Raw genomic sequence first — 24,803 nt, 5'->3', positions numbered from 1 at the left:
ATTCTTCCTACCGACGTTGCGCACGAGACTCGTGGTGGCGAGGCCGAGGCAGAGGGCCATGGCGAGGGTCATGCCGACGTAATATTCCGGGTTGATCGACAGCCAGGCCGCGGAGACGAGGCGCAGGTTCGCCAGGGAGCGCGGCTGCGTCTCGACGATCTCGATCCGCTCGGGCCGGGACGTCACGAGCGCGCCGGTCGAGGCATCGAGAAAGGCGGCGCTGCCGCCCAGCCGGGCCCAGACCACGGGATCGACGAGGCAGGAAACGGATGCCTTCAGCAGCGACGCGTTCGGCGCCGTGACGATCACGGTGTTGCTCGACTGGACCGGCGGCCCCTCGGCGATCAGCAGCGAGGCCGTGGCCGGGACCTCGACCGCATCGTCCGTTCGCATCTGCGCCGTCACCGTCTGGCGCAGGGATCGCACCGTGCCGGTGATCTCGTTCCAGACGGCGTCCAGGGCCGACCAGATCTGGCGCGAGCCGCGCGTCGAGGCTTCCCAGCGATCGATGAGGTCGCGGTCGGAGGAGAGCGCGGAGGTCTGGGACGGGCCGGCGGCCGCCTCGGCCTGGGGCGGGGACTGGGCCGGCTGTGTCTGGGTCGGCGGGGTCTGGGCCGGGCTGGGCCTGCCGGACCTGCGAGATCAGGGTGGGAAGGGCGCAGCGCATCGGCAGGTTGCGGCGCAGGCGGTCGAGGGTGAGCACGCCCTCGGGCCCGAACTGGCCGGGCGTGGCCACCATGTCGGCGCGGCCCTCCCAGACCCGCTGAATCTGCTGCGGATCGAATCCGACCGCCTCGAGCAGCGCCGGGTCGAGGGCGCGGGCGGGGGCGACCACGAGCTGGCTCGCATCGAACGCCACCTGCTGCTGGGTGACCACCTCGAAGTCGATGACCCGCTCCGAGGCCATCGCTAGCCGGGCGGCCAGGGTCGCGGCGGCATCGGCGCTGTCGCGGTCCGGTGTCGGCAGCACGAGACGCGGGCGCTGTCCCGGCACGACGAAGGGCACCGCCCCCCCCTTGATCGCCGCGAGGTCGGGGCTGCGCGCCGCCCGGGCGAAATGCGGGATCTCGATCCGGGAGCGATCGAGGAACAGGTAACGCGCCTGCTTGGCCGCCGGGCTGAGGGTGTCGCAGGTCTGGTCGGCGGCGTTGGGGAGCTGCGCCGAGATCTCGACGTGGTTCACCCCCGGGCGCCACAGGCTGAAGGGCAGGGGGATGGCGCTGTCGTCGAACACCTCGCCGCGTGCGTCCGGGAGCGGAATGCTGGCGGCGTTGCGTCCGTTGATGTCGATGACGATGCGGGCCTCCGAGGAGAGCCCGGCCACGTAAGCGCCGGCGAGGTGCAGCATGGCCTTGCCGTAATCGGCCGGGACGAAATCGCCGGGGAAGCGCAGGTCGAAGCCGACATGCAGCAGGCGTCCCGAGAACTCACGCGACGCCGCGCCGAGACGGTCGAGGGTCAGGTTCTCGCCGCCATAGACCATGTAGCCGCGGAAGAGCTGCACGGCTTTGAGCCCGCCGGGCGTCCCGGTCTCGGCGGAAACGGCGAGGTTGGCGATCGCCTGCCGGACGTCCTCCTCGCGGGACCCGGTGACCACGAGGGTCGGCGGTACGTTCGGCCGCGTCGGCAGCATGGCGAGACGGGGCCCGGTGATCGGACCGAGGTCCGAGACCCCTTCGATCCCGCCGATCTCGGAGGCGGTGCCGACGACGAGATTGATGCCGTTGCGGCCTTGAAGGGGCGGCCCGAAGGTCACGGTCGGACGGGCGACGCGCCCCACGAGCGCAAGAGCCTGCACCGCCTCGATCATCCGCTCCAGCCGCGCCAGGTTCGGGCGCTCGTTCAGGATCACCTGGATCGGCAGCGCACCGCTCTCGTCGGGCTCCGCGGCGGCGAGGGAGCGGACATCCATGTCCGTGGCGGTTCCGACCACGAGGCCCGACCGCGACGGATCGATCTGAGTCCACAGTTCGTAGGTCGCGGCCGTCGAGCAGTCGACGCGGTGGCGCTGGCTGGCCGTGAAGGTCACGGCATTGTAGCCGGGCTTGAGCACGCCCTCGCCGATGGCGAATTCCACGACCTTCACCGCGCCGGGAGCCTGGATGCGGGTCCAGCCGACCTTGGTGCCGTTGACGAAGGCGGCGAGTTCGGAACTCTCCGGCGCCACCGAGATCGCGGACAGGTAGGAGAGACGCAGCCGCGCCGGCCCCCGCGTCTGCGCGTCGGTGAGATAGACCGGATAGCGCAGGGAATCCTCCTCCCCGGTCAGGCGGAAACCCCGCGGGCCGGACGGAAGCCGCCGCGCCGGCGCGATGGTCGATTGGATCACCCCGCGCGGCACCGCCTGCGGGGCCGAGGCCCGCGGTGGCTCCGCGGCGCGCGGCACCGCCGGTCTCTGCTCCGCCGCCGGGGCATCCGGGCTCCGCGCCGGAGCCGTCCCGTCCTCGGTCGGAGCCCGCAGGGCGTTGCCGCTCGGCGGCACCGTCAGCCGCTCGGCCGGACCGCGGCCGAGGAAGCTCTGGGCCAGAGCGGGATGGCCCGCGAGGGCTAGCAGCAGCACCAGCGCGGAAAGGCCCAGCCGGACACCCATCGCCGTCACGCCGCGCTCGAGCGCCGGCCGCGAAGCTCGGCCAGGGTGCGCTCGTTCTCGTAATCCATCATCAGGCGGACCCAGTCGTCCCCACTCTCGGCGTCGGCGGTCTTGGCGGCAGCGGGAACGGGCGCCGCATGGCTCCCCGCTTCCGGAACGGGTACCGACGGGACGGCGGGCAGGGAGGCGGCGCCGGACGGTACGTCGTAGACCAGCGCCTCCCCGACCTCGACCGGCCGGGGGCGGCGGCTGGCCAGGAGATAGCTCAGCGCGCGGAACGGTTCGACCAAGCCCCACCACGCGAATTGCAGCGTGCCGGTGGGAATGTCCTTGTGCCGCCGCCGCCGGAGCTGGAAGCGGCGCATCGCTTCGGCGTCGCCGTACATCAGCCCCGCCAGCGCCGGGTAGTCGCGAACGGCCAGCTCGCCGAAGCTCAACCGCAGGACCAGTTCCCGACCGTCACGCGTCGCCTTTTCGAGATGGACCGGCAGGGGCGCGGGCCGCCTGGCCCCGGCCGTCGGCTCGACGCTGAGCGCCCCGCGCAACGAAGTACGGACGAGCCCCTGATCGAAGGCGCCACTCAGGAGACGGACAGTGCAGGCCTTGGCAGAGACCAGCTCAATCGCCACGTCGGTGCTGCGCCCCGACAGGCTGAGGACGCCGCGGCGATCGATCGCCAGCGATGGGGTGCGCTCGAGTTGGCGCCGCTCGGCGCAGACGCCGAGTGAGGCGCCCGCCGTGAGCAGGTTGAAGAAGTTCCACAGCCCGACCACCAGCATCAGGTTGGTCACGCCGGGCTCGAACAGGTAGCGCCACGCCGCGACGGCGCACCCGAGCATCAGGAGCAGGTATATGAGGAAGAACGGCAGTGCCAGCGACGAGATATGGTCGTGGTCGAGCGTCGCGCCCTTGTTGGTGACGTTGAAGGTCGGCTTGCGCGGCGAGGCGATGACCGAGACGATTGCCTTGGCGAGATAGACGCCCTGGATGTACTCGTAGAGCTCCGACACGAACGGCCAGCGGAACTTGCCGTAGATGTAGTTCTGGATCATCAGATTGATGATGATGTAGGTCAGCGTGTAGGCGATCGACTCGTCCACGCTGGCCACGAAAATCTTCAGATCGAAGAAGATGTGGAGCAGCGGCGCGAACATGAAGATCAGCCGCGGAATCGGGAAGAACCAGAAGGTCATGCTGGAGAGGTAGGCGATCTTCTGGACGGGCTTGAGACCCTTCTGGAAGATCGGGTTCTTCAGCATCAGGATCTGGAACATCCCCTGGCACCAGCGCGAGCGCTGGCCAATGAAATCCGTCAGCGTGTCCGGCTGCAGGCCGGCGATCAGTGGCCGGTCGACATAGGCGCTGGTCCAGTTGCGCGAGTGCAGCTCGAAGGCGGTCTCGCAATCCTCCGTGATGGTGATGCCCGAGAACCCTCCGGCCTCGTCGAGGGCGATGCGGCGCAGCAGAGCCGCCGAGCCGCAGAAGAACGAGCCGTTCCACTTGTCGAGGCCACGCTGCGTCACCGCGTAGAACATCTCGTTCTCCGCCGGCATGCGCTCGAAGGTGCGCAGATTACGCTCGATCGGGTCCGGATTGAGAAAGGCGTGCGGCGTCTGCACCAGGAAGAGGCGCGGGTCCTGCGCGAAATAGCCCACCGTCTCGGCAAGGAACGAGCGGAACGGGACGTGGTCGGCATCGAGCACCGCCACCAGTTCCCCCTTGGCATGGGCCAGGCCGTTGTTGAGATTGCCGGCCTTCGCATGCTCGTTGCGGGCGCGCGTGAGATAGCGGACGCCGAGTTCGTCGCATAGCGCCTGCAGTTCCCCCCGGCGCGCCCGCGCCGCCGCGGCCTTGGCCGGGTCGGCATCGCTGCACTTCTGGTCGGTACCGCCGTCGTCGAGCAGCCACACGGTCAGCTTGTCGGGCGGATAGTTGAGCTGCCGAGCCGCCGCCAGGGTCATGGCAAGGATCGCGGCATCCTCGTTGTAGCTCGGCACGAACACGTCGACCGTGGGCAGGTCGGCGGCCGCGGCCTTGGCCGGCGGGTCGCGCTGCAGCGGGTCCGCGTTGATGATCAGGCTGACGAACAGGATGAAGACGCAGTACAGCTCCGCCACCAGCAGGATCAGGCCGAACCCGAAGCTGATCGGATCGCCCGGCGAGGGCAGTGTGCTAGTGAGCCGCCACAGGATGTAGCGCAGCACCACCAGGCTGCCGAGCGCCATGAAGACGAAGCGCGTCCGCGGCCCGTCGAACACGGACCACAGCACGATCATCGCCGCCATGGCGGCGAGGCTCATGGCGAGCTGGGCCTGCGTCCCGACCGGCTGGCTGAGCACGGCGAGGCTGGCCAGTGTAGCCCCAACCCAGGCCAGCCAACGCAACGCCTGCCTCACGCTACCGCCTCCCGGGCCAAAAATCCCTCGGATCGAGGTGCAACGGCTCTAGGGCCGGATTTGTACAGCGATGAGGGTCAATGGACAAATGCCGTGATAATATCCAGCTCGATTTATGAGATCGGCAATTACGGTTAACTTAGGAAAACGGCCCATTGAGCAGACGGCGATCGCGCGACAGTCGATCGCTCTTCAAAAGCGAAATTGAGGCTTTGGCAACGCCATGAAAACTCTTTCCGCCAAACCGGCATCTTCGCGATAACCGACGATGACAGCGCGCAGGGCGGCATAGTGAGGCGGATATTTCGAACCGTTCTGGCGGCCCTCAGGACCCGTCGCCGCTGACGCCGTCGTCGCTCCCTGCGTCCGCCGACGGGCTTAATCGACCCTTAACGAAAATCGCGCCTCGCTCGGGACAGCTCCCCGGACGGACGGATGATCGCGAAGCCGCTGCAGATTTCTCTCAGACTCCTGAACGCGCTGCAGGTGGCGATCGCGGCCGCGGCGGGGTTCGCGGCCGCGCTCCTCGTCGTCGTTCCTGCCACGCAACCCGGCGTGCCGCTGTCCGTCCGGGATTCGGTGGGCGCGGCCTCGCGCGCCTACGTCGCAGCCATCACGGAGCGGCTGCGGCAGACGATCGGGGATGCCCGCAATGCCGCCCTGGCGCTGCGCGACGACGAGGGCCTGCTCTCGGCCGATCAGCGCGCCGCGCGCCTGCGCGAATGGCTCGGTCTGAATCCGATCTATCGCGATGGCCTGCTCGTGGCGTCCGACGGCACCGTGCTGGCAGCCCAAGACGAGCGGCTGGTCGGCCGCAGCGTCGCCCGGCAGACCTGGTTCCTGCGCGGCCGTGCGACCGGCGTGAGCGTGGTGACCGAGGAGACGGATGCCGAGGCGCCGTTCGGCGCCGTCGTCGCGCTGGGCGAGCGCGGGCAGGGCGGCCTACTGCGCCTCGATGCCGCACCGAGCTACTTCACCGGGATCGAGGAGGACGTCCGCCGCACCCTGACCATGCCCGAGACACTCGGTTTCGTCGTCGCCACCGCGGACAGCCGGGTCCTCGTCGGCACGCCGAGCCCGTTCCGGGCGGCCAGCGTGTCGGCCACAACGCCGATGCGCGCGGCGGCCGAGATCGGTTCCCCGGGATGGCTGGTGACGGCGCAGGCCGTTCCCTCCGGCGCGTCCCTGGCAGGCTCGCCGGACTGGCGGATGCCCGGCATCGGCCTCGCGCTCGTGGCCTGCGCGGCGGCCCTCGGCTTCGTCGCGGGGACGCGTCTGACGCGGCCGTTGCGGCGGCTGCTGACGGGCGAAGAGGCGGACGAGGCCGTCGGCGCGCGGACATGGATCGGCGAGTTCGCGGCGCTGTCGGACGCGTTCGCCGGGCAGCGGCGCAGCACCGGGCTGCTGGTGGCGGGCGTCGATTCGGAAGTCGCGCGGCTCAAGGCGCGGCTGACCACCTTCGAAACCGTGTCGGGCTGGGCCTGCTGCGAGATAGATCCCGAGACCGGCCGGACCCTGTTGAACGCCCGGAGCGAGGGCGGCGGCGAGGGAGCCCCGTTCGCCGCCTGCTTCGTCGCGGCCGACCGCCCACTTCTCGAGAGGACGCGCCTTGCCGCCCTCGCCGCCGACGGCCCGCACGACGCGGTCCTGCGCCTGCACGACTGGCCGGACCAGCAGGTGCAGGTGAGGCTGCTCTGCCTGCCCGATGTCAGAGGCGATCGGCGGCTGTTCGCGCTCATGCGGAAGCTGCCGGGCCACGCGGACGCGACCCTGCCGCAGCCGGTTGAGCCGCGCCGCAATCTCGTCCTGCGGCGGGTGACCGACGGGATCGTTCACGAATTCAACGACGTCCTCACCGTCGTCCTGACCAATCTCGCCCTGCTGACGCGCCGCCACTCCCTCGGCGACGAGCAGGACCGGCTGGTCGGGCGGGCGATGGTCGGTGCCCGCCGGGGCGCCGCGCTCACCCGTCGGATGCTGCACCTCGTGCGCGGCGACGAGACCGACATCACCCTCGCCGAGACCGACCTCGCCACCACCTTCGAGGCCTATCTACCGTTCCTGGAGGCGAACGCCCTCGGCGACATGCCGGTGCTCAATCGCATCCCCGCCGGCCTGCCGACGGTCCTGTGCAGCGAGCGCGTGCTGGAACTGCTGCTCCTCAACCTGGCCTTCCATATCCGCGACGCCTGCCTCGCCGGCTTCGCCATCGCGGCGGCCGAGGGCGTTCTGGATGACCCGAACGCCGAGGCGCCGCCCACCCCCTACGTGCGCATCCTCGTCAGCAGCGGCCGTCGCCCGGAGACGGCCTTGCCGCCGTCCGAGACGGGACGGACTTTGACCGCCGCGGCGGCGCTGGTCGCCGAGAGCGGCGGCGAGTGGCACGTCGTCCGCGACGGCAGCGGCGGCGAGCCCTTCCTGGCCGAGTTCTGGCTCCCGGCGGCGCGTCCGGCCGCGGCGAGGCTCTCTTCGCTCCCTGCGGTGACCAGGAAGATCCTGCTGGTGGAGAGCGACGGCCTCGTGCGGGCGAGCGTCGCCGAGGTAATCGCCGATCTCGGTCACGGGGTGGTCCAGGCCGCCTCCGGGGTGCACGCCCTCGAGGTGCTCGCGCGCGACGCCGCCTTCGACGCGATGATCGTCGATCAATCGATGCCGGTGATGGCCGGCCTTCAGCTCGCAGCTACCGTGGTCGAGCGGTATCCGGACATCCGGATCATCCTCGCCAGCCCGCACGGCCAGCTGCCGTCCTCCGCCGACGCCTTCCTGCGGATCGACAAGCCCTTCCGCAACGAGGACCTGCAGGTCGTCCTTGACGTCGCCATCAATCGCGCGCGCGCCGCTTGATCTCGAAGCGGCCCGGCCGGCCCGGGGCATCAGGCGAAGTCGCGTGCGCCTCGGCGCCCGATCTTGGCCGCAGGCGCACAGTTGGAAAGCAGTCTTTCCAAAATCCAATGTTAACCATTGTCGGCGAGTGTTGGCTAAAGCGTAAATCGTAGCTTAACGGAGCCGGTGAGTATGGGCGGGATCGCGGGACCGATTGCCCGAAAGCTGCCGTCTCCGTTTACGACAGCGCTCGCCGTTTTGTGTGCCTGCGCGGCTGCCGTCTCCGCCGCCGACGCGGCCGACCTCGCGGTGCGGTCGACGGGCGCCGACTGGTACACCGGCGCCTCGCAGCAGGCGGTCGATGACAGCTGGGCCGTCGCCGTCGACGGCTCGACCAGCGTCACCTCGAACAGCTCGGCCTTCGGCTCCGTCACGGTGACCGCCGCGCCCAACGGCTCACCCACGCGAGACGGCCTGCGGGTGCGCGTCGACGCCATCGCCGGCACCTATTCGTATCCCGGGCGGTCCGTGGCCACGCGGGTCACCGGCTACCAGGAGGAGGGCGCCCTCCAGGCGGGTTACGAGTGGGTCTGGAAGGACGCGGCCCTCGCCGGCTACATCGGCTTCAATGTCCGCAGCAATCAGCTGTCCGTCCCCGATCCGGGCAATCCAGTCGTGGGCACGGGCGTCGGGCTGAAGGTCGCCGGCAACTTCTACGCGACGCCGAGCGACCGGACTATGGTCTCGGCCTACGGCTCGTACTCGACCAAGTTCAACGCCTATTACTCCCGTCTGCGCGTCGGCTACATGGTCGCCGACGGCGTTTATATCGGCCCCGAGGCGCTGTTCCTCGGTGATGACTTTTTCCGGCAATATCGCATCGGCGCGCATCTGACCGGCGTCCGGTTCGGGCCCGTGCAGATGTCCGTCGCCGCCGGCTATGTCCGCGACCGGATCCAGGGCTCCGGCTATTATTCCAGCGTCGAGGCCCGCTCGACCTTCTAGCCCTTGGCCGGCGCGCAATCGGAGCGCGTCTGCGGCAATTCCGATCCTCTGACCCGCTGCCAGGGTGGGACGGCTCGGTTCGGTCGCCGGTCATCGCCGTCGCTTGCCCCGACCATCCGGCCAGGGCTGCTCCCCGGGATCATCCCGACGGCGATCGACGGGACGGGCTTACCGGGACGTTGCCAGGAGCTGGCTTGGCTTCAGGGGATCCCAGACGCCTTCCAAGACGGGCTGCATCGCAGCGTTGAGCGACTGCGCCGAGGAGACCGGCGAGGGGACCACCCTGGGCTGGAAGTCGATGAAGGAGGCGAACACCCCGACGAGCCCCACGGCGCAGAGACCAGCGATGATCCACCGCGGCGCCCCCCAGGTGTGAAGGACCCCGGCGAGGGTCGCGAAAATGGCAATTAGACCGATAAATTGATGCATTGGACACCTCTAGGCGGCGTCTAGTGCTAGATTAGAGCCAATGACTTCGTTCCAGAATGGAACATGATCTCAGATACGGCTTGTCATTTCCGGCCTTCGCCGCGCCGCTGCGGTCGAATGCGCCGTGCCCGTCCCGCGGGCGGGCAACCGGATCAATGCATCCCGGAGATGCCGATACTCTGAAGGTGGGACGCTGTATCCAGCTCCCTCGTCGGGAGGAGCCGAAGGTGGGGATTGGCGCAGACGGGAACCCACCGCACCTGATCGTTCACCACCATGTCCGTCTCCTCCCCGCGCGGCGGAGGCGAGAGCGCAACGCTCGGAGCGCGTTGGATGGTCGTAGCCCGAGCGCGAGGAAGGATGCGCGCCGATGCAGAGCCCGAGGCGCGGTCCTTAGATCGAGCGCCGCTCAAGCAGAAAGGCCTCGTCCCGCGGGATTGCACCCGGGGTTTTGCGGCGATGTCGCTTCTGCGCTTGATCTTCGTCTACGAGCAGGAAATTCAGCCGGACCCGTTACTCGAGCCCCTATTCTGCCAAGCCCCGTAACCGTCCACAGAAACGGCTCTTGCTCACTTTGCGTGGATCAGGTGGCGAGGACCATACGGCGCTGTAGGAGATCGAGACCCGCTCGACCGTAGCTTTGGCGCTTGATCAGCTTAAGCCGGTTGATCTGGCCTTCGGCCTGGCCACTGCTCCAGGGCTCGGTCAGGGCCGCCCTGACCGCGGCAGCGTCACCGTTCAGTCCCGAAGCGAAGGTGGCGATGGCAAGTGCGCCGGAAGCCTTGGCCTCTGTGATCCAAGGGTCGAGATCCGCGGCGGCACCCCGCGGCTTGCAGATGCCGCACTTCGTTGTAGATGGCCCGCCATCGCGTCCGGCTCAACGGCGGAACGTCCGCTTCGGGACGGAAAGCCAAGGTCCGGTTGCCACCCCGAGCCGAAATTGCCGGAGGGCTTACGAACGGCCGCTTTCGGGAAGCGCCAACGGCTTCTCAGGCGGCTGGGTTGGGTCGGTAGCAGGCCGTCGGCTTTTACGGCCGGCCTTCACTGAAGCGGACATTCTGCTTTCGGCAACCTTCGGTCATTCTGGTTCGATCAGACCTCCAGCAAGCAGACCTTCTGAAGGTCTGAGAAGGGTCACGAGCTTCCGTTCGCAGTGGACAACGGCGCGAAGTTTCGGACCGTTTCAGCCCAACCGTAGCTTCGACTTGACTGTCGAAGCGAACGGAGCGTGTGTGGTCTCCAGCCCGACGCACGGAAACTGGCTAATCATTATGACAAGCCTGAGCGTATCCCATAGAATCGACGCGTTGATCACAAGACTAAGCGACATTGGCGCGGTCACCAAGACTGTATTTGTATGGATCAGCCACAGTCTGGAAGTAGCGGAGTGGCAACGCGACGGCTGACGCATTCCTCTTTTCACTAGGTTGTCATTCCGACCATCCACGCTTTGCCCCGCCGGCCGGCCTTGCGCCGCCCGCGGGGTCCGGGTCGTGGCAGGGCCTGACCTGCCCCCGACGGAGACCCCGACCCATGACCACCATTTCGCTCACCCGCACCGAGACCAGCATCCTGCAGACCGCCGCATGCGAGGGCCGCCTACGCTTCGCACCAGAGATGAAACCGGCCAGTCGCAAACGGCTCATTGGCCGTCTCCTACGCGACGACCTCATTACCCCATCGGATGCGCCGGACGGACAGCATCGCCTGACGCCCACGGGCTACCTGGCAATTGGCCTCACCCCGCCCGCCCGGACCAACACAGCGTGCCGCCCGAACAAGAAGGTGCTGGTGCTGACGCTGCTGACGAGAGACAACGGAGCTACGCTCGCTGAGCTCATCGCGGCGACGGGCTGGCTCCCGCACACGACGCGCGCGGCCCTCTCTCGGATCCGGTCCGGGGGACAGCCGCTGGCGAAGGCAGCGCGGCCAGACGCGACGACGGCCTACCGCATCCTTCCACCCTCGCCCGCCGCTCGCACTCGCTCGCGGCGCAAGCGGGAGACGCTGACGCGGGGCGCTGAGGCTGAGCCGCAGGCTGGCATGCCGATTCCGGCCGTCGCCTGATGGCGCGGACCCAGCCCATTTTGGGGAGCGAGGCGGACCACGTGTCCGCCTTGCTCGACGCGCTCGCCGGGATGGACGCGGCGGCACTGGAACGGCGCTGGCGCCAGGTCTTCGGCGCAGCCCCGCCTCCCGGCCTCCCGCCGGCCCTGCGCGCGCGGGTGATCGCCTACCGCCTGCAGGCTCTGGCCTATGGTGACCTCGATCGCGATACCGCGCGGGCGCTCGAGCGGCTCGCACAGGCACGGGGCCCAAGAGGCCAGAGCGGGGACGATATGCCGATCCGCGTGTCGGTGCCGGTGCCGGACCGACGCGGGCACACACCCGGCGTGACGCTCTCGCGGGAATGGGCCGGTGTGATGCACACCGTGCACGTGTTGGACGCGGGCTACGCCTGGAACGGGGCGACCTATGACAGCCTGTCCCGCGTGGCGCAGGCTATCACCGGCACCAAGTGGAACGGCCCCCGCTTCTTCGGCCTGCGCGCCAAGACCACTGGCGGTGGGGAGATCGGTGTGGGGAGGGTTGAGGCATGAGTGCCCGGTCGTCCAAACCACGACAGGCACCGCCCCCCGGCACACGGCCGACGCTGCGCTGCGCGATCTACACCCGGGTCTCGACCGAGCACGGGCTCGATCAGGAGTTCAACTCCCTCGACAACCAGCGTGAAGCCGCCGAAGCCTACATCCGCTCTCAGGCGCACGAGGGCTGGCGCCTGCTACCCGGCCGCTACGACGACGGCGGCTTCTCCGGCGGATCGCTCGAACGCCCCGCCCTGCAACGGCTGCTCGTCGAGGTGCAGGCCCGGCGCGTCGACGTGATCGTCGTGTACAAGGTCGACCGGCTCACCCGGGCCCTGTCCGACTTCGCCAAGTTGGTCGAGCTGTTCGACGGGCACGGCGTCTCGTTCGTGTCGGTGACCCAGGCGTTCAACACCACCACCAGCATGGGCCGGCTCACGCTCAACGTGCTGCTGTCGTTCGCCCAGTTCGAGCGTGAGGTCACCGGCGAACGCATCCGCGACAAGATCGCCGCGAGCAAGCGCAAGGGGATCTGGATGGGCGGCGTCGTCCCACTCGGCTACCGGGTCGAGGACCGCGCCCTGCACGTCGTCGAGGAACATGCCGCCCTCGTGCGGGCGATCTTCGCGGGCTACCTCGCGCACGGCACGGTGGCGGCGCTCAAGCAGGATCTCGACGAGCAGGGCATCACCCTGCCGGCCCGCCGCGACGGGGCTGGGCGAGAGACCGGTGGGGGTCCGTTCTCGCGCGGGCATCTGTACAAGCTGCTCGGCAATCCGCTCTACATCGGTCAGCTTCGGCACAAGGGTCAGGTCCATGAAGGCCAGCATGCCGCGATCGTGGACGGGGCGACGTGGCAGGCGGTGCAGGAACGGCTCACCACCAACCACCATCAGCATCACCGCGGGCGATCTGAGAGCGTGCACCTCCTCACCGGGCGCCTACGCGATGTGGCAGGTGAGCCGATGGTGCCGAGCCATGCCCAGAAGGGTTCACTGCGTTACCGCTACTACGTCGCCCGTGAGGTCGGGCTGGATGGCAAGCGGCTGCGCTTGCCTGCCGGGCCGATCGAGGCGGTGGTCGTGGCTGGTCTACGGAGCATCGCTGCACCGAGCCCGGTACCGCTCGAAGACGCTGCCGTGGTCGCTGCCGAACTCGAGACGGTGACGGTGCATGCCGATCACCTCGTGCTGCAGCTCACCGGCGACCGCCCTCCCTTGTCGCTGCCCTTCGCGCATCAGCTGCAGCGCCGCCGCAGGGCGATCGTCGTACCGCCGGGGCGCGAGGGCGATCGGCTGCGGGCGATGAAGGCGGAGGATCGCACCCGCATGCTCGTAGGCATCGCCGCGGGCCGGACCTGGATGGGGGATCTCGTGGGTGGGCGAAGCACGAGCATCGAGGCGATCGCCAGGGCCGAGCAGGTCAGCGAGCGCTCGGTGCGCATGACGCTGTCCCTCGCCCTACTCTCCCCTCGCATCGTGCAGGTGATCGTCGAGGCGCGGCTGCCCCGGGGCATCGGCCTGCGTCATCTCTACGAGCTGCCCCCCGCTTGGAATGCACAGGAACGCATCCTTGGCTTGTGATAACTGAGCGTCCCGCCTGTGCTCCCCACGGCTGACGTCATCGCCTCCGGAAGCGATCAGGCGAATAGGCGCACCGCCATCCCGATCACCACCGTGGCTCCCAAGCAGCGCCGCCACGGGTTGACCCCGCGCAGCAACTCATCGCCCGCCCAGACCGCAAGGGCGATCCTCGATGCGAGATCCGCCCACCGCCCGACGGCGGTATCCTCCCCCCGCGATCCAAGCGACGGACAGCATCAGACCGAAAAGCCACAGCGGCGTGTTCGGCCACTGGCCGATCACGATGCGCCCGCTGGTGCGGTCGCGGAAGAACCAATCGAGGACCGCGGGTAGCATCGCAGGAAACGGGAATGAGGCCTGTGGAGACCGGGGTCCGAAGGGCCGGTGATCCGGCCCCGGAGACACGACAGAGACGCGGCTGAAGCAGGACGCTCGAGCTAAGCTACTGATATGACGTGACTTTCGACGACCACCTGGATCCTGCGGTTTGCGCAAGGACCCCTGGTGGAGCTGAGGGGAATCGAACCCCTGACCTCCGCAGTGCGATTGCGGCGCTCTCCCATCTGAGCTACAGCCCCGTCGAGGCGCCGGCCTTGTAGGCGCGGGCGGCTCAGCCTGTCAATTCCTGTTTCACCGCCGCCCGCCGCACACCGCTCCCGGTGACGCCGCGCGGGCGCCCCTAGGATACGCGCGGACCCGCATGAACGCCCTGATCTGGCTCTTCGACACGGTCGTCCAGCTCTTCATCTACGTCCTCATCGCCAGCGCGGTCCTGAGCTGGCTGGTGGCGTTCAACGTGGTGAACGTCCGCAACCCGATCGTCGCCCAGATCGGCGAGGTGCTCTACCGGATCACCGAGCCGGTGCTGCGGCCGATCCGCAACCTGCTGCCCAATCTCGGCGGCGTCGACATCTCGCCGATCATCCTGATCCTGCTGCTGCTGTTCATCAGCAAGCTTCTGCACGAATATGCCGTGCCCCAGGCTTACATGTACGCGCAGTAGGATCGAGTGACCGTGAAAACCAACCCCGGCCGGTTCTTCGAGGATTTCCGCCTCGGTGAGACCATCCGCCACGCCACGCCCCGCACCATCACGGTGGGCGACGTGGCGCTCTACACCGGCCTCTACGGCCCGCGCTTCGCCGTACAATCGTCGGACGCCTTCGCCCGCGCCTTCGGCTACCCGAAGAGCCCGCTCGACGACCTGCTGACCTTCCACATGGTGTTCGGCAAGACCGTGCCGGACGTCTCCCTCAACGCGCTGGCCAATCTCGGCTACGCGGAGGGCGGGTTCCGCCGGCCGGTCTATCCGGGCGAGACCGTGTCGACCGTCTCTGAGGTGATCGGCCTCAAGGAGAGCTCGAACCGGCAGACCGGCGTGGTCTACGTGCGCTCGGTGGGCTCCGACGAGGCCGGCGAGACCGTGCTGAGCTATTGCCGCTGGGTCCTGGTGCGCAAGCGCGACCCGGAGGCCGCCATCGCCGAGGAGCACGTGCCGAGCCTGGCCAAGGTGGTCGACCCGCAGGATCTCGCGGGCGCCCTGCCGAAGCTCTCGGCTGCCGCCTACGATTCGGAGCTCGCCGGCAGCCCGCACCGCTTCGGCGACTACGCGGTCGGGGAGAAGATCGACCATGTCGACGGCATGACCGTCGAGGAGGCCGAGCACCAGATCGCCACGCGCCTGTTCCAGAACACCGCCAAGGTCCATTTCGACGGCCTGGCCGCCAAGGACACCCGGTTCGGCCGCCGGCTGATCTATGGCGGGCACGTGATCTCGCTGGCCCGGGCGCTCAGCTTCAACGGCCTGGGCAACGCCTTCGCGCTCGCCGGCATCAATGCCGGCCGCCACGTGGCGCCGCTGTTTGCCGGCGACACGGTCTATGCCTGGAGCGAGGTCCTGGCCGCGGCCGATGTCGGGCGCGACGATGTCGGGCTCCTGCGCCTGCGCACGGTCGCCACCAAGAACCAGCCCTGCGGCGCCTTCCCGGACCGCACCGGCGAGGGCTACGACCCGGCCGTGATCCTCGACCTGGATTACTGGGCGTTCGTGCCGAAATAGGGCTCCACGGGGCGCGCGGTCCGCACAGCGGGCGCGCTTTCCCGCCTTCGTCCGGGGCTGTCGGGCTTCGCACATCTCCGGAGGACCCGGGTTCTCCCGATCGGGCGCATCCCTCACCCCAACCCTCTCCGGCACGGGCGGGGGGATGCCACGCCCCATGACGGCCGATGCGGGAACGCCGTAGGCTCTGCGGGGCTGGGGGCCCGCGGGTGCCGGTCTCTGCTGCCGATGGCGACGCTGGTGGCAAGCGCGCGGTCGGTGCTGACCGGAATTCGCTCCGCCGCACGCTGGACCGAGCCGAAACCAAAAAAACTCAGCGCAGGCCGTTGCGGGCGACGCCGGCCTCGACCGCCACGGAGAGGCGGTCCGTGACCGCCCACGTGACCCCGACCCGGGCGTTCGGCAGGAGCGCGATGCCCTCCCGGGTGAGGGGCGGGGTGATCGGGGTCGGCCCGACCCGCAGGGTGTCGTGCACCGCGCCGGCCCCCGCCTTGGCGTAGACCAGCACGTCCGGGCTCAGCAGCGTCCCGACCGTCACCTCCAGCGCGCCGGCCAGGTCGCGGCTGTAGGCGAGGCGCCCGAAGCCGGGGGTGAGGGCGCCATCGAGGCCGGCAAGGTAATCCAGGCCGCCGCCGATCCCATAGAGGATCGGCCCCGCCTGCCATGTCCGGCCGCCCTCGAAGCCGAAGGTCGGCCCCGCGTAGCTGCCGAGATGGCGGGACGTGCCGACCGCGTAGCCGGTGGACAGGCGGGCGTAGGAGCCGGTCCAGCGGCCCGCCGCATCCGCGGCCGGATCCAGGGCGAAGGACGGCACCGGCGCGAAGCCCACGGTGGGCGGCACCGCTTGGGACAGCACTACTTGGGACAGCACCGCTTGGCTCATCGCTGCCCGGGGCGGAAGCGCCTGGGCGGCGGCGGGGCCGGCCGGAAACAGGGCGCCCCCGAGGACGAGGCAGGCCGCGAATCGGCGCGGACGGGGACCGGCGGATCGAATCATGCCGGCATGGTAGCCCACCGCTCGGCACGCGAAACCGATCAGGCCGCGAGGGGCCGCTCCGCCATCGGCTGCCGGAACGGCTGCACCAGGACGCGCCGGCCGGTGAGGTCGTGCACGCTCACCTGCCAGTCCGACCAGTCGGTCTCGTCGGACAACGACCGCATCACGTCGGCGGCGACCCGGCGGGCCCGCACGGTGAGGCGCCCGGCCGCGCGGATCTCCGCGCCGCGGGCGTCGAAGACGCATTCCAGGCCATTGGTGCAGTGGAACCGGTATCGGGCCATCGGGGCTCCTGCCTCATCCTGCGCGGCGGCGGTTGGATGTTCTATATATGTTCCTTTTCGGGACGGACAGGTCCGGGTACGATCCGTCGCAGGTTATCCCGCCCGTCCGCGGATCGGGCAGTCGGCCTTACGGGGGCCGACGCCAGGGCTGCGCTCGAAGGCCCCGCACCGGGGTCCGGCCCGCGACCGGCCGATCCCGCGACTGCGGCCCGCGTCAACGCCTGCCTGCGCATACCGCTTTTGGAGTCTCGACTGCCCATCCTGGCGGCCAGCGCGATCTCGCTGACCCTCTCCGTCGTCCTGCTGAGGCTGTTCTCCCGGGACGTGTTCGGCGACCTGGTCGCGCGATCCCGTCCGCGCGTCGGGAAGATCGACCGGTTGCGGCTCGTCCCCGGGCCGCACTGATCCGCCCGCCGGCCGGCCCGGGCTTGGCCCGAAAACAACAGTCTTCGGGCCATACACAATGACGTTCTGCGCCACAGATAGGCTTCTCCCTTCCGGTCCGAGGCCGAGACTGGGTATCCGGCCGTAGAGTGAGCATCCCGTGTCCGCCGACCCCGTCAAAACGCTCGTCCAGAGCACGGCCGAGGTCGAACCCGAGCGGGCCTTCGAGTTCTGGCGCCACACCGCGCTGGCCATGACCGGCGTCGTCAGCAGCGGGCTGGACCGGTCGCCCGCCTTCGCGGCCCGCCGCCTCGTCGCCGAGACCGCGCACAGCACCCTTCTGCACACGCAGAGCAGGACCATCGACATCGCCCGGCCGGCGCAGCACATCCGGCGGGACGGACGCGACGCCATGACGATCGCGGTGTTCGTCCGGGGCACCGGATACGCCGAGCAGGGCAATCGCGGCGCCCGGATGGTGCCCGGCGACATCTGCATCGTCGACACCAGCCGTCCCTATCGCGCGGGCGGCTACGAGGATTACGAGGAGATCCGGCTGATCACGTCGCGAGCCCTGTTCCGGGCCCATGTCGGCGAGCCCGAGACCTTCGCCGGGCACACGATCGGCAAGGGCCATCTCAACACCCTCTTCGTGTCCTACATGCAGGCCTATGCCGGGCAGGTCGCGACGATGTCCGAGGCCCAGGCCGGGATCGCGGTCGAGGGGGGCCTGCACCTGCTGCGCAGTTTCACGGGGGTGTCGGAGGATCCGATCTCGGTCGACGCGCTGAAGTCCCTGGCCTCGGTGCAAATCCAGCGTCGCCTGCACGATCCGGAATTCGGCACGGACGCCCTGTGCCGAAGCCTGTGCGTGTCCCGCAGCCGGCTCTACACCGCCTTCGCGGACGGCGACGGCGTCGCGGCGTCGATCCGCGACGCGCGCCTGGACCGCGCGCACCGCTACCTCTCCGTCCCGGCGCACGCGCACGACAGCATCGCGACGATCATGCTCCGGTGCGGCTTCACCGATGCGTCGGCCTTCAGCCGGGCGTTCCGTCGGCGCTTCGGGGTCGCGGCGCGTGATGTCCGGTCGCCCAGGTTCGGGGACCGCCTCCTGGCCGCCGGCTCTCACGCCGTGGTCTGACGCGCGCTTACGCCGAACCGGTATCCACGTCGGCGGTGAGCGCTCTAGGAAAGCGCCCCCCGGTCCAGGCGCCCGGCCCACCGGTAGGTGCCGCGGCCCTGTGCCTTGGCCTGGTACAGGGCCCGGTCGGCGCTCTGGTAGATCGCGTCGGGCTCGATCCCGTCGGCCGGGATCAAGGCGACGCCGATGCTGACGCCCACGGACACGTCGCTGCCGTCGATCCGGCAGGGGGCGCTGATGGTCCGGGTCAGGCGCTCGGCCAGGATGGCCGCGTCGGCGGCCTGGTCCAGGCCGGTCTGGATGACCACGAACTCGTCGCCGCCCAGGCGCGCCAGCGTGTCCTCGATCCGCACGATGGCCCGCATCCGGTCCGCAAGGATGCGCAGCACGGCGTCGCCCGCGGCGTGACCGAGGGTGTCGTTGACGGCCTTGAACCCGTCGAGGTCGAGGCACAGCAGCGCGCAGCCGGCACCGCCGCGCTTCACCAGGGCGATCTCCCGGAGGAACTGCTCCCGGAACCGGGTCCGGTTGGCGAGCCCCGTGAGGGGATCGTGATGCGCGAGATGGGCGATCTGCTGCTCGGCGCGCTTGCGATCGGTGATGTCGAAGGTCAGGCCGACGACCCATTCCGGCTCGCCCCGGTCGTCGACCTCGACCCGGCCGGTTCCGCTGACCCAGCGCGTCTCGCCGTTCGCGCGACCGATGCGGAACTCGGTCTCGAAGGTGCCGCGCGTGGCGATGGCGCGGTCGAGGGCGGTCAGGGTCCGCTCGGCATCGTCGGGATGCACCAGCGGCCGCCAGTCCCGCGCGATGTCGATCTCGATCTCGGCCTCGCCCAGCCCGTGCTGCCGGGCCATCTCGGCCGAGAGGAGCACCCGCCCGGTGGCGACCCGGTAGTGCCACGTCCCGGCCTGGGCGGCCTTCAGGGCGAGGTCGAGCAGCAGGGACTTCTCGGCGAGCGTCTGGTGCATCACGCGGCTGTCGGTCTCCGTCCGGAGATCCTCGACGAGCCGGCGCTGCTGCGCGAGCAGGTGCCGCGCCTCCGCCTCGGCGCCGATCAGCCCGGCGGTCACCCGCTGCACCACGTCGATCAGGAGGATGTCGATCCCGGCGACGAGGGCGAACAGGGCCAGCGCGGTGAGGACCGTGCGGTCGAGGACGAACGAGCCCAGGGGCGGGATGAAGAAGTACCACGCCGCGACGCCGGACAGGACCGCGCAGACGGTGCCGGCGCGCGCGCCGCACAGGAACGTCGACAGGATGACCGCGGGGAAGAACGTGAAGAACGGAAATCCCGGCGGCAGAACGGGATGGAGTGCGAAGCGCAGCAGGAGCGCGACCAGGAAGGTGGCCGTGCCGATCGCAAAGCCCGGCACCGGCTGCCGGAGCCGTCCGCTCGCCGCCATCGACAGCTTCAGGATCTGGATCGCCCGCCCATCCGGTGCGTCGGTGTCGGCACCAAGAACAGCGGCGGTTCTCATCGTCACGGCTCAGGCTTCTATAGATCGATCAGTCACGTATTCATTCCTAGAGAAGCGTTAAAGCAGTCCATCACGTCTCCGTGTTGGGGCGACCGCGGGCGCGGCCGGCATCGGACTTTGAATCCGGAACCCGCGCCGCTATCAGGACCGCCCACCGGCTCGATCGCCTGTCGGTCGAACGGGGACCCCTGTGGTGAACGACGCATCCGCACGCCCTGCCGCCCCCCGCGGCGCCCCGCCATCCGATCCGCCCGGGTCCCTGACCGCGATCACGGCGCGGCTCGACGGCTTGCCGCTGACGCGGCTCCATCTGGCGATCCTGGCGGTGTGCACCCTCGGCCTGTTCACCGACGTGGCCGAGGTCGCCCTCAGCAACGCCCTGGCGGCGATCTTCCTGGCGCCCCCCCACAGCATGCCCCGGGGCGACCTGTCCCTGCTGCTGGCCTCGGTCTTCGCCGGGGGCGCCGTGGGGGCGCCGGTCTTCGGCCTGGTCGGCGACCGGTTCGGGCGCCGCCGGGCGCTCCAGGGCACCCTCGCGCTGATGGCGGTGGGGTCGCTGGCCGCGGCGGCGAGTTCGGGCCTCACGCAGCTCACCGGGGCCCGGGTGGTGTCGGGCTTCGCGATCGGCGGCTTCCCGCCCCTGGCCGCGACGTATCTCGCCGACGTGATGCCGCCCCGGCGGCGCGGGGCGATGCTGATGCTCTGCGCCGGGATCGGCTTCCTGGGCGCCTCCGCGGTGATCCTGCTGGTCCAGGGCCTCGCCCCGAGCCCGCCGCTGGGGATCGCGCCCTGGCGCTGGGCGCTGATCCTGGGCGGGGTGCTGGCCGTGATCGGCACCATCCTGTTCGCCCTGCTGCCGGAATCCCCGCGCTGGCTCGCCTCGGTCGGCCGGGCCGAGGCGGCCGACCGGGCCTGCGGGCGCTTCGAGGACGCGGCCGGCCTCGCGCCCCGGAGGGACCCGCCGGGGCGCCCGCCGCGGAGCCGGCGGCCGGTCCGGTGCGGGCGGGGCTGCGGGCGCTGCTGGCCGAGCCGCGGCAGCTGCGCCGGACCGTGCTGTTCGTCGCGCTCTACGGGCTCAGCCCCTGGGCGACGGTGGGCTTTCCCCTGCTGAGCGCCGTCGTGATGATCGGCAAGGGCTTTCGGATCGATCAATCCCTGATCTTCGCCGGGCTGTCGATGCTGGGGCCGCCGCTCGGAACTCTGCTCACCGCCACGGTGATCGACCGCCTGGAGCGGCGCGCCTGCCTGGTCGTCCTGGCGGTCGCGATGGTGGTCCTGGGCACGAGCTTCGCCGTCGCCGAGGCCTTCACGGTCCTGGTCCTGGTCGGCCTGGCGTTCAACACCGCCGCCGCGATCTACGGCGGCGTCCTCGCCATCTACGCGACGGAGCTGCTGTCGACCGCCCTGCGGGCCTCGGCCCTCACCTGCGCCTGGGCGACCGGCCGGATCGCGGCAGCCCTGACCCCGGTCGTCCTGCTGCCGATCCTCGAAGGCTACGGGATCCACGCCATGTTCGCCGTGATCACCGCGACCCTGGCCGCCAGCTGCGTGCTGGTGCTTCGCGGGCCGCGCGGCCGGTCGGGACGGCCGGTGGCGCGCTAGGGGCGCCCGGCGCCGGGGCGGCTGCGGCGCCGCCCGGCGGCCCGATCCTCCGGGTCCGACGGCCGGTCCCCGATCACGCATCGTCGTCCCGCGCAAGCCGGGGACGCCTGTCGCGGCTCCGCCCTAACGGCAGGGCGGCCCGCACCCTATCTCGGGAAGGATTCAGGACCGCCTTCGGGCCCCGTCGCCCGGGAAAGATGACCGCCATGACCTCCGTACGGATCCTGCCTGCCCTCCTGCTGATCGGCCTCGCGGGCTCGGCGCAGGCGCAGACCGTGCTGGCCCCCTCCGGCGATTCCGCGGTCACGCAGCCCGGCGGCACGCAGGGGCGGGGCGCCCGCCACAACCTCCGCCAGGCCGTCCGGGACGGCGACGTGGTCGGCGTCCCACCCGGCGCCCGCGGCGTCGATCTCGGGACGCGCCCCCTCCGGCGCGGGCCGTCCCGGCCCTATACCGGGCAGTAGGGCGCTCGCCGTCCCAGGGGGGCGCTCGGGACGCCGGCAGCAGCCCTTCGGGACGCCGCTCGCGCCGGCCGCCTGTTTACCCCTGGTTGTCTTCCGGGTCGCTCAGCTCTTGCTTTTGTCGATGCAGCCGGCAATCGCTGCGTGGCGGCCGGTTCCGTCCGTAGCGGAGCTTGCCCCGTGTCCCTCCCGGCCCTCGTCCCCAGCACCATCGAGACCACCCGTCATGTCGAGCCCAAGCGGGCGTTCGACTTCTGGTGCTCGACCGCGCTGGCGCCGCACGGTGATGTCGGCCGCATGCATCCCCGCGCGGCGTTCCAGGCCCGGAGGCTCGTCGTCATGGGCGCGGATTGGGGCCTGACCCATACGGTCAGCAGCCCGGTCGGTGTGACGGTCGGGGCCCGCCATATCGGCCGGAACCCCTCCGACGCGATGGTGATCGGCCTCGCCCTCGACGGGATCGGATACCAGGAGCAGGGCCTGCGCGGCGCGCGCCTGAGCGCCGGGGACATCAGCTTCCTGTCGCGCCAGCGGCCGTTCCTGGCCGGCACCCAGAGCGATTACGCGGAGATCCGGCTGGCGCTGCCGCGCGCGACCTTCGAGGCCTGGATCGGCACCGTCGAGGCCTTCGCGGGGCGCTGCATCGCCGACCGCCCCGCGCACGCGGCGTTCAAGGCCGCGTTCCGCACGTTCGCGGCGTCGGCCGCCTGGATGACCGAGGGCGAGGCGCAGGTCGCGCTCGAAGGCGTGCTGCACCTGCTGCGCACCCTCGTCCGGGACCAGCCCGGCAACCCGGCCGCCCCGGTCTCGTGCGAGGCGGTGGTGTCCCTCGCCCACGCCCACATCATGCGCCGGCTCCACGACCCGAGCCTTGGCCCGGCCGAGATCCAGGCGGCGCTCGGCCTGTCCCGGGCCCACCTGTACCGGGCCTTCGCGGGGACCGACGGCATCGCGGCGGCGATCCGCGACGCGCGCCTCGACCTCGCCCACCGCCGCCTGACCGCGCCGGGTCAGGACCGGCTGAAGATCGCCACGATCGCGTATGCCTGCGGCTTCACCGACGCGCCGACCTTCAACCGTGCCTTCCGCCGCCGCTTCGACCACGCGCCCGGCGATCTGCGCGCCAGAACGGGCGATCCCGGGATGGGTGCTGCGGGCGCCCTTACTTGAGGTGATAGGCGACGCCGGCGATCAGCGCCTTCTCCTCGGTATTGATCGTGGACCGGGGATCGCCGCCGAACTTGTTGTGCCAGTACTGGAAGCCGACGAACGCCTCGACCCGGTTGGGGGCGTGCTCGAGCAGCTGCCCGATATCCAGCACCAGGTTGGTCTGCGAGACGAACTCCGTCTTGGTCCGGTACTGGTTGACGTCGCCGTAGCGGCCCTTGGGCATCACGATGGTGTTGAACCCGGCCAGCGCCAGGGGCAGGCCGGTGAAGGCCAGCGGGATCGTGTAGGTCAGCTCGAATTCCGGCGTCGTCTTGAACTCGACGCTGCGGAAATGCGAATAATCGAAGCCCGGAATCGCCGGGATGCCGCTTTCCTGACGCGGAGGGTCCCCGGCGAAACCGTTGCGGGAGAATTCCTTGTAGGCCTGGACCTTCAGGTTCACGAACCCGACCGGCACGTCGAAGGCGAAGTTGAGCCCGAAGGTGCCGGCGCGCTTCTCGGAATCGAACGTCGTGTTCTTGGTGTTGACGTCGGCCCCGAACGCCAGCCCGATATCCTTGACCAGGCCCGGGATCGCGAACGCGGTGGTGTCGAAGATCTTGTTCGGGCTCAGGACGCCCCGGTAGATCAGGTAGACCTCCGTGGCGCCGTAATTTTTCCTCTGGCCCAGCTTGTCGCCCGCCGCGTCCTGGGAGCCCGACTGGAGGATGTCGAGGGAGATCAGGTTGGTGCCGTAGGCCCAGGAATTGGCGTGGAACAGGTTGACCACGTTCTTGGGCACCTCGCGGGGCACCAGCCGGCCCTTCGCCGTCCCGTCGGGCCGCCGCACCGAGAGGCCGGGCTCCGCCGAGGGCCCCTGGAACCGGTAGCTGATCACCGTGTCCGAGAAGGAGAAGTACGAGGGCGGCGGCGCGGCCATCGCGGTCGCGGCGGCGAGCGGCACCCCGGCCACCGCCCGGTGGTTCGCTGGTTTGCGCGCAGCGTCCGCCCGCCCGCCGGCGCCCGCATCCTCCACCGTCTCGGCCCGGGCGGCGGTGCCGACGACAACGACCGCGCCGACCGGGGCCAGCAGGGCCGCCGCGATCAGCAGGGCCGCCCGCTTCACCCGCCCGGGTTTCGCAACCAGCCCGCCGCGCGTGCTCCGCGGTCGCGCCGGCGCAGCCGGTCCGGGCCGGCCACGCCGGGCGGCTCGCGGCGGCCGCGGGCTTCGCGGTGTCTGGGGTTCGCGGTCGCCGCGGGCGGAAGCATCGAACGGACTTTCTGCCTCGGCCCACGCCGACTTTAAGCTGAACCTTGGACGTGTCGCCCAGTAGGCATGGGGATTATGCGCCCGTCAATGCAGTGCATCGAACGTTCTTAATTGATAATGTAAATACTGGACATGTAAATCTAATACAGAGTGGCGGCCGGTCTCTGTGGAGGAACGGGGCTTTCGGTTGGGTGTTCGGTGCGCACGGCGGTCGCAATACCCTGGCGTGCGGGGTGCGCCGCGGGCGGGCGTGAGACGAATCGACAACGGAAATCGGCGCCCGCGCCCGGGGCCCGCATTCCGTGTCCCGGGCGCCCACGACGTTCACGCATCGATCGAGGGGGCAGGGGGCGCCGCTGCGCCTCGTCCGGCGCCACCCCCATCCCCGACCCATGAGGGCCACGGATTACACGCGCTGGACGATTCATCGCCCGAGGATTGGTCCCCCATAGCCGATAACCCGCGCCGTCGTTCCGGGGCGCAGCAGGCGGGCCCGGAACCCAGAAATGCTGCGCGTGCAAGAGCTTGACACGTCGGCGTCTCTGGATCCCGGACCCCGGC

General features: G+C 70.0%; 20 protein-coding genes, 1 tRNA gene and 1 pseudogene. 14 read left to right on the top strand and 8 right to left on the bottom strand.

Annotation, left to right across the window (positions count from 1 at the left end; translation table 11 throughout):
- Positions 1–7: 7 nt before the first annotated feature.
- Together FVA80_RS22155 and bcsA are read right to left on the bottom strand one after the other, a co-directional pair.
- Positions 8–2,590 carry a cellulose biosynthesis cyclic di-GMP-binding regulatory protein BcsB gene (locus tag FVA80_RS22155; RefSeq protein ID WP_246692447.1) on the bottom strand — a complete coding sequence of 861 codons (2,583 nt, stop codon included), beginning with the start codon at positions 2,588–2,590 and terminating at the stop codon, positions 8–10.
- 5 nt (positions 2,591–2,595) lie between these two features.
- Entirely contained in the window at positions 2,596–4,986 is a 2,391-nt protein-coding gene (bcsA, locus tag FVA80_RS22150) for a UDP-forming cellulose synthase catalytic subunit (RefSeq protein WP_147910591.1), read from the bottom strand.
- 435 nt (positions 4,987–5,421) lie between these two features.
- Here bcsA and FVA80_RS22145 point away from each other — a divergent pair, with 435 nt between their 5' ends.
- The 3 genes from FVA80_RS22145 (at position 5,422) to FVA80_RS32025 (ending at position 9,190) form a co-directional block, all read left to right on the top strand.
- Positions 5,422–7,830, top strand: coding sequence for a response regulator (locus FVA80_RS22145; RefSeq protein ID WP_147910592.1), 2,409 nt, complete (start codon positions 5,422–5,424; stop codon positions 7,828–7,830).
- Between the two features lie 171 nt (positions 7,831–8,001).
- Entirely contained in the window at positions 8,002–8,814 is an 813-nt protein-coding gene (gene bcsS / locus FVA80_RS22140) for a cellulose biosynthesis protein BcsS (RefSeq protein ID WP_147910593.1), read from the top strand.
- A gap of 244 nt (positions 8,815–9,058) precedes the next feature.
- A complete protein-coding gene (locus FVA80_RS32025; RefSeq protein WP_281408666.1) occupies positions 9,059–9,190 on the top strand; it encodes a hypothetical protein in 132 nt (43 codons plus the stop codon).
- A gap of 636 nt (positions 9,191–9,826) precedes the next feature.
- Here the strand turns inward: FVA80_RS32025 and FVA80_RS22130 are convergent.
- Positions 9,827–10,048, bottom strand: a pseudogene (locus tag FVA80_RS22130) (transposase); the annotation flags it as partial.
- Positions 10,049–10,776: 728 nt separating this feature from the next.
- On the opposite strand from FVA80_RS22130, the gene FVA80_RS22125 reads away from it, so the two are divergent.
- From FVA80_RS22125 to FVA80_RS22115, 3 genes are read left to right on the top strand one after another with little or no spacing between them, the layout of a single operon-like run.
- Entirely contained in the window at positions 10,777–11,310 is a 534-nt protein-coding gene (locus FVA80_RS22125) for a DUF3489 domain-containing protein (protein ID WP_147910871.1), read from the top strand.
- A 41-nt stretch (positions 11,311–11,351) separates the two neighbouring features.
- Positions 11,352–11,843, top strand: coding sequence for a DUF2924 domain-containing protein (locus FVA80_RS22120; RefSeq protein ID WP_246692083.1), 492 nt, complete (start codon positions 11,352–11,354; stop codon positions 11,841–11,843).
- Positions 11,840–13,411, top strand: coding sequence for a recombinase family protein (locus tag FVA80_RS22115; RefSeq protein WP_147957875.1), 1,572 nt, complete (start codon positions 11,840–11,842; stop codon positions 13,409–13,411). Before FVA80_RS22120 ends, FVA80_RS22115 begins: the two co-directional genes overlap by 4 nt.
- A gap of 502 nt (positions 13,412–13,913) precedes the next feature.
- On the opposite strand, the gene FVA80_RS22105 is transcribed toward FVA80_RS22115, so the two are convergent.
- A tRNA-Ala gene (locus FVA80_RS22105) sits at positions 13,914–13,989 on the bottom strand.
- A 122-nt stretch (positions 13,990–14,111) separates the two neighbouring features.
- Here FVA80_RS22105 and FVA80_RS22100 point away from each other — a divergent pair.
- Both FVA80_RS22100 and FVA80_RS22095 read left to right on the top strand, forming a co-directional pair.
- Positions 14,112–14,414 (top strand): YggT family protein, encoded by a 303-nt coding sequence (locus FVA80_RS22100; RefSeq protein ID WP_147853438.1) that lies wholly within the window; start codon positions 14,112–14,114, stop codon positions 14,412–14,414.
- A 12-nt stretch (positions 14,415–14,426) separates the two neighbouring features.
- Positions 14,427–15,470 carry a MaoC family dehydratase gene (locus tag FVA80_RS22095; protein ID WP_147910727.1) on the top strand — a complete coding sequence of 348 codons (1,044 nt, stop codon included), beginning with the start codon at positions 14,427–14,429 and terminating at the stop codon, positions 15,468–15,470.
- Positions 15,471–15,783: 313 nt separating this feature from the next.
- Here FVA80_RS22095 and FVA80_RS22090 read toward each other — a convergent pair whose 3' ends face one another.
- Positions 15,784–16,467 carry a hypothetical protein gene (locus tag FVA80_RS22090; protein ID WP_147910726.1) on the bottom strand — a complete coding sequence of 228 codons (684 nt, stop codon included), beginning with the start codon at positions 16,465–16,467 and terminating at the stop codon, positions 15,784–15,786.
- Positions 16,468–16,505: 38 nt separating this feature from the next.
- Entirely contained in the window at positions 16,506–16,751 is a 246-nt protein-coding gene (locus FVA80_RS22085) for a hypothetical protein (RefSeq protein ID WP_147910725.1), read from the bottom strand.
- Positions 16,752–16,991: 240 nt separating this feature from the next.
- Between FVA80_RS22085 and FVA80_RS30695 the strand changes: the two genes are divergently transcribed.
- On the top strand, positions 16,992–17,156 hold the full coding sequence (locus FVA80_RS30695; RefSeq protein WP_187193470.1) for a hypothetical protein: 165 nt from the start codon (positions 16,992–16,994) through the stop codon (positions 17,154–17,156).
- Positions 17,157–17,295: 139 nt separating this feature from the next.
- Positions 17,296–18,279: a helix-turn-helix domain-containing protein gene (locus tag FVA80_RS22080; protein ID WP_246692082.1), complete on the top strand. Its 984-nt coding sequence runs from the start codon at positions 17,296–17,298 to the stop codon at positions 18,277–18,279.
- A gap of 44 nt (positions 18,280–18,323) precedes the next feature.
- Here FVA80_RS22080 and FVA80_RS22075 read toward each other — a convergent pair whose 3' ends face one another.
- On the bottom strand, positions 18,324–19,760 hold the full coding sequence (locus tag FVA80_RS22075) for a diguanylate cyclase (protein WP_147910724.1): 1,437 nt from the start codon (positions 19,758–19,760) through the stop codon (positions 18,324–18,326).
- Between the two features lie 193 nt (positions 19,761–19,953).
- On the opposite strand from FVA80_RS22075, the gene FVA80_RS22070 reads away from it, so the two are divergent.
- The 4 genes from FVA80_RS22070 to FVA80_RS22055 all read left to right on the top strand — a co-directional run bounded on the left by FVA80_RS22070 (position 19,954) and on the right by FVA80_RS22055 (position 22,993).
- A complete protein-coding gene (locus tag FVA80_RS22070) occupies positions 19,954–20,871 on the top strand; it encodes an MFS transporter (RefSeq protein ID WP_187193469.1) in 918 nt (305 codons plus the stop codon).
- Positions 20,811–21,362 (top strand): MFS transporter, encoded by a 552-nt coding sequence (locus FVA80_RS22065; protein WP_187193468.1) that lies wholly within the window; start codon positions 20,811–20,813, stop codon positions 21,360–21,362. Before FVA80_RS22070 ends, FVA80_RS22065 begins: the two co-directional genes overlap by 61 nt.
- Positions 21,363–21,568: 206 nt before the next feature.
- Positions 21,569–21,826 carry a hypothetical protein gene (locus FVA80_RS22060; RefSeq protein ID WP_147910942.1) on the top strand — a complete coding sequence of 86 codons (258 nt, stop codon included), beginning with the start codon at positions 21,569–21,571 and terminating at the stop codon, positions 21,824–21,826.
- A gap of 177 nt (positions 21,827–22,003) precedes the next feature.
- Positions 22,004–22,993: a helix-turn-helix domain-containing protein gene (locus tag FVA80_RS22055; protein WP_147910941.1), complete on the top strand. Its 990-nt coding sequence runs from the start codon at positions 22,004–22,006 to the stop codon at positions 22,991–22,993.
- Here the strand turns inward: FVA80_RS22055 and FVA80_RS22050 are convergent.
- The gene (locus FVA80_RS22050; RefSeq protein WP_246692081.1) at positions 22,986–24,098 is read right to left on the bottom strand and encodes a hypothetical protein; all 1,113 of its coding nucleotides are present in this window, start codon (positions 24,096–24,098) and stop codon (positions 22,986–22,988) included. The two genes, FVA80_RS22055 and FVA80_RS22050, sit on opposite strands and share 8 nt — an antisense overlap.
- Positions 24,099–24,803: the final 705 nt, after the last annotated feature.

It is taken from the genome of Methylobacterium sp. WL1 (assembly GCF_008000895.1).
GTDB lineage: Bacteria > Pseudomonadota > Alphaproteobacteria > Rhizobiales > Beijerinckiaceae > Methylobacterium.
The sequence above is the reverse complement of the archived record's forward strand: the minus strand, read 5'-3'. Positions and strand labels throughout refer to the sequence as shown.

Excerpts from the sequence above, each read along its gene's own strand:
- FVA80_RS22125 (WP_147910871.1), top strand. The coding sequence starts at position 10,777 with ATGACCACCATTTCGCTCACCCGCACCGAGACCAGCATCCTGCAGACC.
- FVA80_RS22115 (WP_147957875.1), top strand. The coding sequence starts at position 11,840 with ATGAGTGCCCGGTCGTCCAAACCACGACAGGCACCGCCCCCCGGCACA.
- FVA80_RS22075 (WP_147910724.1), bottom strand. The coding sequence starts at position 19,760 with ATGAGAACCGCCGCTGTTCTTGGTGCCGACACCGACGCACCGGATGGG.
- FVA80_RS22060 (WP_147910942.1), top strand. The coding sequence starts at position 21,569 with ATGACCTCCGTACGGATCCTGCCTGCCCTCCTGCTGATCGGCCTCGCG.
- FVA80_RS22100 (WP_147853438.1), top strand. The coding sequence starts at position 14,112 with ATGAACGCCCTGATCTGGCTCTTCGACACGGTCGTCCAGCTCTTCATC.
- FVA80_RS22155 (WP_246692447.1), bottom strand. The coding sequence starts at position 2,590 with ATGGGTGTCCGGCTGGGCCTTTCCGCGCTGGTGCTGCTGCTAGCCCTC.
- FVA80_RS22090 (WP_147910726.1), bottom strand. The coding sequence starts at position 16,467 with ATGATTCGATCCGCCGGTCCCCGTCCGCGCCGATTCGCGGCCTGCCTC.
- bcsS (WP_147910593.1), top strand. The coding sequence starts at position 8,002 with ATGGGCGGGATCGCGGGACCGATTGCCCGAAAGCTGCCGTCTCCGTTT.
- FVA80_RS22085 (WP_147910725.1), bottom strand. The coding sequence starts at position 16,751 with ATGGCCCGATACCGGTTCCACTGCACCAATGGCCTGGAATGCGTCTTC.
- FVA80_RS22145 (WP_147910592.1), top strand. The coding sequence starts at position 5,422 with ATGATCGCGAAGCCGCTGCAGATTTCTCTCAGACTCCTGAACGCGCTG.